This window comes from Methanosarcina sp. DH1 (assembly GCF_020804205.1).
GTDB lineage: Archaea > Halobacteriota > Methanosarcinia > Methanosarcinales > Methanosarcinaceae > Methanosarcina > Methanosarcina vacuolata.
In genome coordinates this window covers 1-13361 of sequence record NZ_WJBJ01000016.1, presented here as the reverse complement: position 1 = coordinate 13361, position 13361 = coordinate 1, and the positions used below count along the sequence as shown (strand labels likewise).

General features: G+C 40.9%; 11 protein-coding genes. 3 read left to right on the top strand and 8 right to left on the bottom strand.

Annotated elements, in window-relative coordinates; translation table 11 throughout:
• Positions 1-16 precede the first annotated feature (16 nt).
• Both FXW07_RS07480 and FXW07_RS07475 read left to right on the top strand, forming a co-directional pair.
• Positions 17-1012, top strand: coding sequence for a homoserine dehydrogenase (locus tag FXW07_RS07480; protein WP_229394904.1), 996 nt, complete (start codon positions 17-19; stop codon positions 1010-1012).
• 192 nt (positions 1013-1204) lie between these two features.
• The gene (locus tag FXW07_RS07475; RefSeq protein WP_229394903.1) at positions 1205-2911 is read left to right on the top strand and encodes an ATP-dependent DNA ligase; all 1707 of its coding nucleotides are present in this window, start codon (positions 1205-1207) and stop codon (positions 2909-2911) included.
• A 467-nt stretch (positions 2912-3378) separates the two neighbouring features.
• Here the strand turns inward: FXW07_RS07475 and FXW07_RS07470 are convergent, their stop codons facing one another.
• From FXW07_RS07470 to thiC, 6 genes are all read right to left on the bottom strand, one after another.
• Entirely contained in the window at positions 3379-3774 is a 396-nt protein-coding gene (locus tag FXW07_RS07470; RefSeq protein ID WP_229394902.1) for a hypothetical protein, read from the bottom strand.
• Between the two features lie 72 nt (positions 3775-3846).
• On the bottom strand, positions 3847-4254 hold the full coding sequence (locus tag FXW07_RS07465; RefSeq protein WP_229394901.1) for a hypothetical protein: 408 nt from the start codon (positions 4252-4254) through the stop codon (positions 3847-3849).
• A gap of 358 nt (positions 4255-4612) precedes the next feature.
• A complete protein-coding gene (locus FXW07_RS07460; protein WP_229394900.1) occupies positions 4613-5203 on the bottom strand; it encodes a UPF0228 family protein in 591 nt (196 codons plus the stop codon).
• 330 nt (positions 5204-5533) lie between these two features.
• Complete coding sequence (locus FXW07_RS07455) at positions 5534-5818, bottom strand: UPF0228 family protein (protein WP_229394899.1); 285 nt, start codon at positions 5816-5818, stop codon at positions 5534-5536.
• Complete coding sequence (locus FXW07_RS07450) at positions 5787-6026, bottom strand: hypothetical protein (protein ID WP_229394898.1); 240 nt, start codon at positions 6024-6026, stop codon at positions 5787-5789. The genes FXW07_RS07455 and FXW07_RS07450 overlap by 32 nt, the downstream gene beginning before the upstream one ends.
• Before the next feature lie 780 nt (positions 6027-6806).
• A complete protein-coding gene (gene thiC, locus FXW07_RS07445) occupies positions 6807-8093 on the bottom strand; it encodes a phosphomethylpyrimidine synthase (protein ID WP_229394897.1) in 1287 nt (428 codons plus the stop codon).
• 720 nt (positions 8094-8813) lie between these two features.
• Here thiC and FXW07_RS07440 point away from each other — a divergent pair.
• Complete coding sequence (locus FXW07_RS07440; protein WP_229394896.1) at positions 8814-11420, top strand: DNA topoisomerase; 2607 nt, start codon at positions 8814-8816, stop codon at positions 11418-11420.
• A 114-nt stretch (positions 11421-11534) separates the two neighbouring features.
• On the opposite strand, the gene FXW07_RS07435 is transcribed toward FXW07_RS07440, so the two are convergent.
• Both FXW07_RS07435 and FXW07_RS07430 read right to left on the bottom strand, forming a co-directional pair.
• Complete coding sequence (locus FXW07_RS07435) at positions 11535-12158, bottom strand: 30S ribosomal protein S3ae (RefSeq protein WP_048121615.1); 624 nt, start codon at positions 12156-12158, stop codon at positions 11535-11537.
• A 592-nt stretch (positions 12159-12750) separates the two neighbouring features.
• Entirely contained in the window at positions 12751-13017 is a 267-nt protein-coding gene (locus tag FXW07_RS07430) for a hypothetical protein (RefSeq protein WP_255678927.1), read from the bottom strand.
• Positions 13018-13361: the final 344 nt, after the last annotated feature.

Here is a 13361-nt window from a genome sequence, read left to right as displayed (position 1 = left end):
TAGGAGATTTGAAAACATGAAAACAGTGTGCTGTTCCATTCTCGGGTTTGGTGCAATCGGACAGGGCGTGGCTGAAGTACTCCTTATGAAAAAAGAGTATCTGGAAAGTATCGGGCTGGAAGTGAAAGTAGTTGCTGTTGTGGACTCTAAGGGCGCAACTGTTAATCCTGAGGGGGTAGATCTTGCCGACTGCATTTCCAGGAAGAGGACAGACGGGACGGTAGCTCTTGAGAATATCTCTGGAGTCGAGGTTATCCAATCCGTAGCTCATGATCTTGTAATCGAGACTACCCCGACGAATATACTAACTGGCGGGGCAGGTTTGCAGAATATGTTTGCGGCCTTCAAGACCGGAAAAGATGTTATTACTTCCAATAAAGGGCCTCTTACCCTTAAGTACAGAGCACTCATGGAAGCCGCAAAGGCAGCAGGCTCTCATTTCAGGTTCGAAGCTACCGTTGGTGGGTCAATGCCTATTATCAACCTGTCAAACGAGGTACTTGCAGGCAATAAGGTTAAAAGTATCAAAGGAATTCTAAATGGGACCTGTAATTATATCCTGACAAGAATGCTGGAGGAAAGGGCAAGCTACAATGACATTCTTGCCGAATCCATGCAGCTCGGTATTGCTGAAACCGACCCTACATACGATGTGGAAGGAATTGACACGGCCTGCAAACTTGTCATTCTTGCCAATGCAATTTTCGGACTTGATGCTATATATAGCGACGTTGAGGTTACGGGAATCACGAAAGTTACACCTGAAGCCCTTGAGATGGCTTATGAAAGAGGGCATGTGATCAAGCTTATAGGGGAAGTCAGCAGGGAAAGAATTCATGTAGCCCCCAGACTCGTACCTATCAACCATCCCCTTGCAGTCGGAGGGACGCTGAATGTGGCGTCGGTAGAAACTGAACTTGCAGGAGAAATTACGGTTACTGGTAAGGGCGCAGGCCCAATTGAAACTGCAAGTGCGATTCTCAGCGATCTGATCGCAATTTATGGAAATTGATAGGTTAGAATTCAGGCTAAGAATTCAGGCTAAGAATTCAGGCTAAGAATTCAGGCTAAGAATTCAGGCTAAAAATTCAGGCTAAAAATTCAGGTTAAGAATCAGGCTAAAAATTCAGGTTAAGAATTCAGGTTAAGAATTCAGGTTTTGTCCCGAATTCGGAAAAAATAAAATTAAAAAGCTGCGTTGATCATGACAAGTTTCAGGGAATTTGCAGAAACCTGCCAGGCGATTGAAAAAATCTCGAGTACAATTGATACTACAAGTAGGGTTGCTGACCTTCTTAAAATGGTTGATGTTGAAGAGTTGCCCATTGCAACTCATTTTATAATGAGTGAGGTTTTTCCTGCCTGGAGTGGAGAACAATTAGGAATTGGCACGAGCCTGCTGTATGTTTCCTTATCCAAAGCGTCCGGAATGCCAGTAAAAAGTATAGAATCTCTTATTCGGACTACCGGGGATATAGGGGACACAGCCCTTCTTATCCTCAAGGAGAAAAGGAAAAATCAGGTTACTTTTTCCTCTTTCTTCGAAGAACAGCCCGAACTCTCAATAACCGAAGTTTATAACCGTTTTAAAATTGCCTCCGAAGCCTCAGGAAAAGGCTCACAGGACATTAAGATAAAGAACCTTCAGTTTCTCTTCAATTCCTCGACCCCAAGGGAAGCAAAGTATATTTCCAGGCTTGCGCTTGAGGAACTCCGCATAGGTGTCGGAGAAGGCGTTGTAAGAGACGCAATTGCAAAAGCTTTTTCCGTGCCTGCGGGTGTTGTTGAGCACGCCTTTATGGTTACGAATGACCTGGGGATAGTTGCTGCAACTGCCAAGGAAGGCGGGGTGGAAGCCCTTGAACACCTGGGAATTGAAATCAACCGCCCGATTAAGATGATGCTCTCGCAGATCAGCCCTGATATAATTGACGATATCAAAGAAATGAAGGAGGCTGCGATCGAATGGAAATTCGATGGGGCAAGAATCCAGGTCCATAAGGATGGAAATTCAGTTGCGCTTTTCTCACGAAAGCTTGAAAATGTTACAAATTCTCTCCCTGATCTTGTGGATATCGTGCGCAAGCATGTAAAAGCCGAATCTGCCATCCTTGACGGAGAAGCCGTCGCAGTGGACGAGAATGGTAAACCCAGGGCATTTCAGGAGATCCTTAAACGCTTCCGGCGCAAGTACGATGTGGAAGAAAAAGCCCTTGGCATCCCTATTCAGCTCAACCTTTTTGACATAATGTACTTAAACGGAAAAACGCTGATAGACCTGCCTCTTATTGAGCGGCGAAAAGCGCTTGAGTCCTGCGTGGAAAGCTCGGTTGAGGATTCAAAATCCATCTGCGTGGACAAACAAGTAATAACAGGAGACCTTGAGCTTATAGAGAAAATCTATAGGGAAGCCTTAGATGCCGGACATGAGGGAGTTATGGTCAAAAACCCGAATTCGTTTTATTCTCCTGGTAAGCGCGGCAAAAACTGGCTTAAGAAAAAGCCTCTTATGGAAACTCTTGACCTTGTAATCGTAGGCGCCGAATGGGGCTTTGGAAGGCGTGCAAATCTCATAGGCTCTTACACACTTGCCTGTTATGACCCAGAAACTCTGAGGTATCTTCAGATCGGTAAAGTGGGTACAGGCCTGACCGATGACCAGCTAAAGGAGCTCACAGAGATACTTTCCGGGCTTATGGAAGGCGGAGAGGCAGGTGGGGTATTTGCAATCCGGCCAAAAGTAGTCCTGGAAATCGCTTTTGAGGAAATCCAGAAAAGCCCCAATTATGATTCCGGTTTTGCGCTGCGTTTCCCTCGCTTTATCCGCATCCGGGATGATAAAGACCCCGAAGAAGCCGATACGATACAGAGAATTGGAAAGGTATATAGCCAGCAGTTGAAAAGGCTGTAAAAGGTGGTGGCTGTAATAGATAATATGGCTGCCGTTTTTCTTTTTGCGGCAATCATAGGATCTTTTAATATTTTTCTATTGCAATGATTTAAGAATTAAAATTTTATCTAATAATATACCCGGGAAATATGCACTGCTAATATAAGACATCTGACCTTCCGCAGATGTCTTCAAAAAAAGAACATTTTTTCTGCTATCGTTTTTGGAGAATTATTAGAAAATTTGCAGTTATTATCCAAACTGAAGCTTAAGGAAATGGCTGCTGGAAGTTTTCAATGAAGGCAAAAGGCCAAAAATTTCGGAAAACTTCAAAAATTCATGTTTAAGTAATCAGGGAGTTTTTCAGAAAAAACGATATCAGAAAAAATTGTGGAAATTGATAAGACATCTGCGGAAAGACAGCTATAAAGTTATAGCCCCCATTAATTTAAGAAAAACATCAAAATCTTATATTCTGTATTTACTGATTAGTCAGCGGATTCATAATGCATATCATAATACTCATTATTAATTTTTATATATTCAGTCTGGTTATTATACATAATATTAGCAAACTCTGTCATATTTCCGTTGTCGTTATCGAAAGGGAGCTTAATTTCTTTTCCTGGATTTTTTACTGCTTCTTCGACATAGGGATATTTTTCGATATCTACTAAACTGAATTCCACATATTTCTCTGGCGGGTTCTGAAGTTTATCTGCGCGAACATACATACCTGCACCAGGCTGATAAATCACTAAAAAGAAAACCAGCAATAGTGCAAGGATTCCAAAAGAAATAATCATTAGAGCTATTGTCGTTGATTTCATACAACCCTCTTCAAGCGACAATGAAATAACAATTAAACTGTCAATGTGCAACATAAATAAAATATTCTAAACTTGTTTTGGGCTCAAATTAAGGATTTCTACAAAGCCAATACTTTTGTATTTCGGTTAAACTTGAAGACTGTCAATAAAAACAGACTCGTCTATTACTGAGATATACAAGCTAGTCCAGGGATTCAACGATACGCTTTCCTCCGTGCTTATATTATTTTCCAAAGTTGCCTTTATCGTATAATTATTTTTACTTAATGGAAAAGACATCTTGAGTAATAACCATAAACTTTTAGATTCTTCTGTTTTTTCGTGAGGAGACAGTTTATAATTCTCTTCAAATATTGGTTTGCTATTTGAATCAACTATTTTAATAAGTACTGTGTGATTAGTTTCATCTCCATTCTCTACATAAAAAAAAGATGTAGGGGGACCCATGAAAAGATATGGTAAGATTATTAAAAATCCTGCTAAAATCAGAAGGGCTATTCCTAAATGGCGAAGTTTTTTATTGACTTCTTCCATGTTTCCACCTAATTTCTTTGCTTAAAATTATTAATTATCTATCCCATAATTTACAGTGTTCCGACAGGAAGTATACCAGATATTTGTAGAGCCTATCCCAAAAGTCACTTTATTCTTAATCCTTGGGAATTTTCAAAGTTGTTTTCATGATCAGAAACTTGATTGCTTATTCAAAATTCGAGGCTCAAGAAGCGAATTTCAAGTTTTGGGATGAGCTCGTACTCTGTTGAGCATAAACATAATTCATTTTCCAGGGAATTTTGGAGGGAATTTGGGTGAGGTCTGGTAACCCAAGGGCAAAATATAGAAATTTTGGGAAAGACTATGCTTATGGAATCCAGTAATTTTCCCCTTACTATCACCATTCTATATATTCAGGCATCACGATCCAAACTTTTTCACTCATTCCGAGTTCATTTTTAATTCTAACTGCATCTTTCTGAGTAATACAATTTGTTCCCAGAATATCATCCCTAGAATTACCTCTATAACTAACTAAACACCAAACGAACGTTTTCACCTGAAGATTATTTGTTTCCATTAGTGCAAGAAAATTTTTATCATGGATGGCTTGCTCTGTTACTGGATATATAATATAATCTCCTTTCGTAATGACTAGAAAACCAGAATCAGTCCAATTTTCGTCTTTCCTTAATCCATTCTCTTCTATCTCCTGCACTTCATCTTTGTTCACCTTTATGTAGTATTTGTAACCTCCATTATCTGCATTGCAATCTATGCTATAGTTCAATGTCATATTGTAATTTCCGAGAATGGTTTCAACTTCTTGCTCAGTTGTTCCATTTTCAAACTGGATCAGAAAACCAGATATTTTAGGGGTTTGAGTTTCTTTTACCATGTCAAATGAAGTTTTTATAGCCAATCCAAATAATACTGCTAAAGTCAGAAAAAAGATAAAAGCAGCAATTTTATTATTTATTTTGCTCATATACTTCATCCCAAAAAAGATGAGAGTTTTTAACTCCCCATATATATACGATCACTTTCAGAACCAAGTGCTTCCCAGTAAGCCATACCTAACGACGTAGGAGACGGATCGCAGATACGCAAATATTGTGCTGAGTCAACTTGTTTGTATCCTCGACAAACTCTAGCATGTGTAGGAGTCCCACTCATGAAAGGTCTATAGTTATTAATTTCAGTAACAGCTTTATAGTTATTAATTGTCTATTCTAATCTACAGCGTTACTACAGGAAAGAAAGAGGTCATCCTTAGTCCAGCGCTTTAGTTTTTCTAAAAGTCAAATCATTACTTCTCTTAATATGCAACACCGTCAAAATTTACAATAAAGACTTTTTCATTTGCTTCAAGCTCATTTCTTATCCTGATTGCGTCACTCTCTGGAATCCAATTTTTTGGTTCATTTCCAAAAGAAACATAACACATAGTTGTCATTTTCACCTGAAGATTATTTTTTTTCATCACATTAAGAAAATTTTCGTCTTCAAAACCTATTGAGGATACAATTATGTAATAATCCCCTTTTTTGATATCAGGAGGAAACCCGGGTTCAGGAATTTTTTTCTCCTTTCTTAAATTCATCTACTACAGCCATTTTTTTGTCTTTTTCTACTTTTGCATAGTTCCTTCCTGCGCTAATGTCAGTATTGTAATCTATACTATAGTTTACAGGTATATTGGAATTTTCAAGAATAGTTTTAACTTCCTGCTCAGTAGTTCCATTTTCAAATTCAATAAATAAGCCAGCTATCTGTTGTTCTTTAACAGGTGTTTTATTATCCATTGACATATTCGACTTGACGTGTGCAGGCGTAAACAGTACTGAGGGTACTACGATAATCAGAGAAACAATAATAACGACAATAAACAATATTTTATAAATAGATTTTTTCATCATGAAAAATTTGCCACCTATACCTCCCGGGCATATATAGTTAAAATGGGTCCTGTAGAGTAAATTTGAACTCCATTAATTACTAGTAAAACAAATTATATAAATTGTAAAGGTTTTAACCAGATTATTAAACTATTAAACTATCAAACTATATGTTTAATTTATGATTTCCTTTTAGCATAGTATTACTTAATATTAACAGTTATTTGATGTATTATGTATAACTCGCAGGAATAGTTGACTCTTTTGGAATAGTAGGAACAGTCAACAAATTCAAATATTCGGGTCTACGCATTATATAGAGGGAATTCCCACTCCGCTGATAAAAGAAATAGGATATCTTTAAAATTCTAAAGTTCTTCATTTATCCATAAAGTTTGATCAGTTGTTTTCTACCAAAACGCACATGAAATTCTTCGAATCATCTTCTAATCACAGGCACAAAGAAATGAAAGTACTTTTCACCTTACCCTTTTTGACTATCGATTTCGTCATTACCCTGTAGTAAGATTGTCCTAATTTTGGTTTTTCAAACCATCGCTAAACTAATCAGTAAATCAACTCATTAGAAAAAAAGTTCGTTGAGTGAAAATTGAAAGTGAGAGATCTCCACTTAATTTGAAGAAGATACAAAAAAAGAGTTAAATGAGAAAAGAATTGGAAAATGGAAAAAATTCATTCTTCCATTTTCTTTTTCTCAAAAGCCTCTTTTACAATTTTCAAGGCACAGAGATTCCCACACATCGAGCAGGTATCGCTTTCAGTTTTTCTGGCATCCCGGATTTTGCGGGCCCTGTTGCCATCGATTGCCAGTTCGAACTGTTTTTCCCAGTCAAGGTCCCTGCGGGCATATGCCATTGCCAGATCTTTTTCCCAGGCGCGTTCTCTCGGGCCTTCTTTTATAAGGTCAATAGTGTGGGCTGCAACCTTTGTTACGAGAAGGCCTTCTTTTATATCTTCAAGGGCTGGAAGAGCAAGGTGTTCCGAGGGAGTTACCATGCAGAGGAAATCCGTACCGTACATCCCTGCAACTGCGCCTCCTATTGCACCTGTAATGTGGTCAAAGCCGGGAGCAATATCAGTCACGAGCGGGCCCAGAAGATAGAGAGGAGCACCATTACAGAGTTCCTTCATACCCCTAACGCTGAGTTCGATTTCGTTCAAAGGCACATGTCCAGGGCCTTCCACAAAAGTCTGGACATCGACAGCTCTTGCCCGCTTTACGAGTTCACCGAGCGTGATAAACTCCATAAACTTCGGGCGGTCGGAGGCATCGGCAATACAGCCTGGACGCATGCCGTCTCCAAGGCTCAGGGTCATATCATATTCTTTTGCGATTTCAAGGAGATAATCAAATTCGGCATAGAAGGGGTTGTCTTCTCCGTTATGCAGCATCCAGGCAAGGGTAAAAGAGCCTCCGCGGCTCACGACATTCATGATCCTGTCGCTCTGGCGCAGCCGTTCAAGTGAGTTTAAGTTAACCCCGGCGTGCACGGTCACAAAGTCAACTCCCTGTTCGGCATGTTTCCGGACGGCGTTGAACATATCATCCGAAGTCATTTCCACAACAACTTTCCTGGAAGCTGCAGCCTGGTAGATTGGGACCGTCCCGACTGGAATGTTAACAGATTTCAGGATTCGAGTGCGAATTTCGTCCAGATTTCCGCCTGTAGAAAGGTCCATTACGGCATGAGCGCCGAAAGTTTCTGCGGCCTTTGCTTTTTCGATTTCGGCATCAATGTCTATATAGTCTCTCGATGTCCCGATATTGGCATTGATCTTTGTGCTCATATACTTGCCAATACCTATAGGAAGGGTCTCTCGCCTGTTATTTACAGGGATAGTGATTAGCCCTTTTGCCACGCAGGAGCGGACAGTCTCAGGGTCAATTCCTTCAGCTTTTGCCACGGCTTCTATAGAGGGTGTGATGATTCCCTTCTTCGCATCTTCCATCAGTGTCATTGTTACTCCAGACTGCGGGTTAATGAAAAATTATAATATTATATTAATTAACAGATCTCGATGAAAACATGTCAAATAACAGCAATATCATTGACTGCAACTAACCGACATTTCATAAGCATATTATAAGGTTGACCAGAATAATTAGGATAAAGATAAATCCGGTACTTATATCTTGCAGACTAGAACAGACAACTCATATATATCTTTTCATGTCTGGCAAGTCATATAATATGTATAAGCAGTCAAATATATAAATAATGTGTGTATATTATTCAGAGCATGCGCAGAAAGAAAACCACGGAAACTGTTTTTAAAGTAAAGGCTTTTACAGCTTACCGGTATAATTGAATCTGACCAGTAAAATAATTGAATATAATAAGTAAAATAATTGAATTCGACCAGTAAAAGAATTGAATCTGACCAGTAAAATTATTGAGTCCGACCAGTAAAATAATTGAATCTGACCAGTAAAATAATTGAATCTGACCAGTAAAATAATTGAATCTGACCAGTAAAATAATTGAATCTGACCAGTAAGATTAAGCCGATGCACATAAAATAAACGAGAAAAAAGAAGAGAAATCTTTCAGGTGCATTTCCTAATTCACTTCATTATGTGTTTCAATTAGCTTCATTATGCGTTTCCGTACACACATTTCTTATTAATACTATTTTAGATCCCAATATAATCTCAAGAACGGAATCAGGGTATTTTATATGACAGTTGTCGCATTTGCAGAAAAGAATAAGGCAGCATCCCAGATTGCCAGCATCCTGGGCGAGGGGGAAGTTGAGAGGATAACAGTTGAAGGGCTGCCAGTATATGAATTCAAGTGGAAAGGTGAAGAGTGGCTGGTAATGGGACTTTCCGGGCATATTATGAATTATGACTTTCCGGAGCAGTATAACAAATGGAATGAAGTCAACCCGGGTGTGCTTCTTGGAGTCGACCCGCAAAAACTTGTAACGCGAGCTGAGTACGCTGCTGCAGTAAAAAATCTGGCAAAAAGAGCAAACAAGATCGTCCTTGCCTGCGACTATGACAGGGAAGGAGAAAACATAGGATTTGAAGCCAAAACACTTGCAGAAGAAGTGACAAATGTACCGGTTGAAAGGGCACGTTTTTCGTCTCTCTCCCCAAAGGAGGTAAAAAAAGCTTTTGAAAGCCTGATAGACCCGGACTACAACATGGCAATGGCTGCAGAAGCCAGACAGATTCTGGACCTTAAAATGGGGGCAGCTTTCACCCGCTTTGTCACGCTTTCGGTCAGGGAAAGAGCAAGAACAAAGGACATACTTTCTATCGGCCCCTGCCAGACACCTACCTGCGGGTTTGTATACGAAAGGGAAAAGATAATCCGGGCTTTTCAGGCAAAGGACTTCTGGAAGATAACAGCGATTTTCTCGGCAGAAAGTGGAAAAGAAAGAGAAAAAGAAGGGGGAAAAGAAGGGGGAAAAGAAGGAGGAGACTTCGAAGGCACTCACAGGGCAGGAAATATTCATGACAAAGAAAAAGCTGTTGAAATCTTCAAACGGCTGAAAGGGGCAAAGGAAGGGTTAGTTGCAAAAAAGACAGTAAAAGAAACAAAAACCAGCCCTCCGAATCCCTTAAATACTACAGAATTCCTCAAAAGGGCTTCCAAGTTCCTCGGGATAAGCCCGGAAATTGCCCTTGAGGTTGCAGAACAGCTTTACCTTGCAGGTTTTACCAGCTACCCCAGGACCGAGACAAACAAATACGAAGACGACTTTGATTTCAAGTCCCTTGTCTTTGATTTTGCACGCCAGAAGGAATACAGACCTTTTGCAGAGTCTATCCTTATAGCCCCAATTGTCCCGAAAAACGGGGAAAAAGATGCACACGACCACCCTCCTATTCACCCGATAAGAGCGGCTTCAAGAGGAGAGGTTAGCTCTGCAGTAAATATCCCTCAGGCACCTGAAGTCTATGACCTTATAGCAAGGCATTTCCTGGCAAACCTTATGCCTGCAGCCGTTTTCGAAAAAACGCATCTCCATTTGCTCATACATGAGGAACCTTTTGATTCATCAGGAACCGTGCTCAAGGATTCAGGCTGGCTCGAAGCCTATCCTTTCGAAAATAAAAAGGATAAACTTCTCCCGTTTGTAGAAGAAGGCCAGAAAGTGGGCATAAAAAAGCTCAGCAATACAAAGTCCAAAACCAGCCCGCCAAAGAAACTGACCGAAGCCGAACTTCTGACCCTTATGGACAAAAACGGAATCGGGACAAAGGCCACAGCTCCCACCCATATTGAAACAAACAAGAAGCGAGGGTATCTTGAGACAAAAGGAAAAACCATCTCTATTCTGGATACAGGCTTTACCCTTATGGATGGTCTCTCTCTGACTGTTCCTATTCTAGTAAAGCCGGAAATAAGGGCAAAGATCGAGGCTCTTATTCAGGAAGTAGAAGACGGAAAAAAAGAGTTTGAAACTGCCCTTGACGAAGGCACAGCCCTGATCAAGGAGATGTACGCCCAGCTTGAGGCAAACAAAAAGGAGCTGACTTCAAGCATAGCAGGCACGATTAAGGATGAAGCTGCACTTGAAGACAAGAAAAACTACATCGGAACCTGTAAAGTTTGCGGACACGTACTCAGGATTGTGCAGACTGACTCAGGCCGCTTTGTGGGCTGCACAGGTTATCCCGATTGCAGAAATTCTTATCCTCTGCCAAAAGCCGGGGCTTTGACCGTACTCAGGAGCAAGGAATGTAAAAAGGAAGGAGTAGCTGTCCTGAAAGTAGGAAATAAGTATAACTGGGCTGTGGGCATAGGCCCCTGCTTTACCTGCGACCTTGAAAAAGAATGCTATCCCCCAGAAACGGTCGGTCCCTGCCCTGAATGTGACGGAAATATGTTTCTGATCACCTTTAAAGACACCCGATTCCTGGGCTGCACGAAACGCTGCGGATACACTCATTCAGTCCCGAAAACCGGAAAATTGACTCTTCTCGACAGGACCTGTGAAACTTGCGGCTGGAAGCTGTTCAGGTTGAAAGAAGAAGACGACAGCCCTGAGGAAGATTTCTGTGTAAACCGGCGCTGTCCGGAAGGCAGAAAATACTGGAAAAAACCAGGCAAAGGAGCCGAAACAAGGATCAGGGAAAAGGCTTCTGTACGCCGTCCTGCAGCAAGTTCAGCAGCAAAACCGGTAGCAAGTTCAGAGACAAGTTCAGCAGCAAAACCGTCAGCGAGTTTAGAGACAAGTTCAGCAGCAAGCCTGTCAACAAGCTTGCCATCAAGCCCAATAACAGAAAAAACTTCAAAAGTATCGGCTGCGGGCCTGAAAAAGAGTAAGTAAAACAGTAAGAGCGAGAAACTCGTATACTAAAGAAACTAAGAAAATAGATAAGAAAATAGATAAGAAAATCCTTTCGGATTTTCCCCTGCTTCTTGATATTGAACCAGAACGAAATTACGCTGCTGCAGGTTCGGGTGCAGCGGATGTAGCAGGTGCAGGTGCTGCTTCAACCTGGGTTTTGCGGATTTCGACCCTGCGGAGCGGGTAGATAAACTTGGCCTGCCTGTAAATGGCTGCTGAGAGCCTGCCAAGGATTGCTTCCTGCATAAAGGTCTCGAAATCGGCTTCTGATGCACGCTTTTTGACGATTTCGACCATCATTTCTCTGATGGCTTTGATCTGGCTTGAACGTGCCCTTTTGATGGTGAAGCAGGTAGGCTTTACACGGATGACATAGCCGTCTTTGGTTTTAACATCGATATTTGCGTCAATCCTGGAGGTCTGCCTCTTCACGATTGAGCGAATATAGTCGGTTGTAAGTTCGTGGCCCATGAGGTCAGTAGTTGCAACGTCTCCTACGACATTGTTGATCCTGAGGATGACCTTAGTGTTATTCTTGGTCATATCGTTGGTAAGTTCCCCAACAGTGGTTTCAATATTGCGTCCTACAAGAAGAGAAGGATCTCCTGCCATAGTGTTACCGACAATAGCTCTGTTTAAGTAAGCAGGAGCTTCAATATTGTACCATTCCTTGGACTTCCATCCGTCAAGCTTTCTCTGTACTTTCTTTCTTGCCAAGTGATTCCTCCGAAGTAATATTCCTTTTATGATTTTGTATTATTTCTAGTACTTAGTTGAATTTTCTATGCTGCTGGTTTATCCTGCGGCCCTCAAGCCTTTCAGTTTCTTATTCCGGATGCTCGGGTGAGCTTTTTCCTTAATCAATGAGCATGAATGACCTTCAGCGCTTTTGCACAGACTTTGCGCTGCCAGGCGCAGTTTGTGGTGCTTTTTGCACTAGCGTTTCCCTTTCAAGATGAAACTTCCGAGCTTCAATAGGCTTCCGAACCTGGACCCGTCCCCTATATTCCGGCAACTACAGGCTCCTGATAATCAAAAAATATGATCCGGAAAATCGCCAGAAGATCTCAGAAATTAGCGGCATCTAACTAGTTAATGGCTCACTATACATATCATATCAGTATATAAACAAATCGGTTAGAAACACTTTCTGCCTATCTGCTAAAAAGAGAAAATAAAAAAGTTTGAAGAAAAAGTGTAAAGAAAAGTTTGAAGAAAGTTTAGGAAAAAAGTTTGAAGAAACATTTAGGGAAAAAAGTTTGAAGAAAAGTTTGAAGAAACATTTAGGGAAAAAAGTTTGAAGAAAAATTTAAAGGAAACGGATGCCTTTTGGCATTTTGCCTACTCTCTTTCTGAACTCCTCAGGCCAATTTGCAGGGTCAAGCCCTTTCTGCGCAAGGAAGACCGCAGCCCATCTTTCAAGCCCGACTCCGGAACAGCCAGACAAGAGTTCTTCTCCGGACTGAAGTTTCACATTGAAGCCTTTGGGATGGGAGAGGACCAGGTAATCAAGATCCAGAAGTGAAAGCCCCATTTCCGGGCATTTATAAGGAAGATATCCGAACACCGGTATCAAAAAAGAACCCAGATGTCTGAATCCTCCAGCAGAAAAGACAAACCGGGCTCGGCAAAGAAATACCTGTCAATAAGGGTGTTGTTATCAACAAGGACAGTGAGTTTCATGGAGTGTTTATTTCAGTCGAATATCCCGCTAGCTTGGAGGCTGTCCGACAATTACTGTCAGTAATGAAATAATATCGTCTGCTGTAAATTGGAACTTCCTTATTAGATTTTTTTTCTATTCCTTATTACTCAAGTCTTAAAGTGAAAAGTTCCATTTATTCCATTTACCTCTCTAATGATCTCGTTTTTATTTGAGTAAATCCATATTTTCCTTAAGTTAACTGCTGTACATATCAA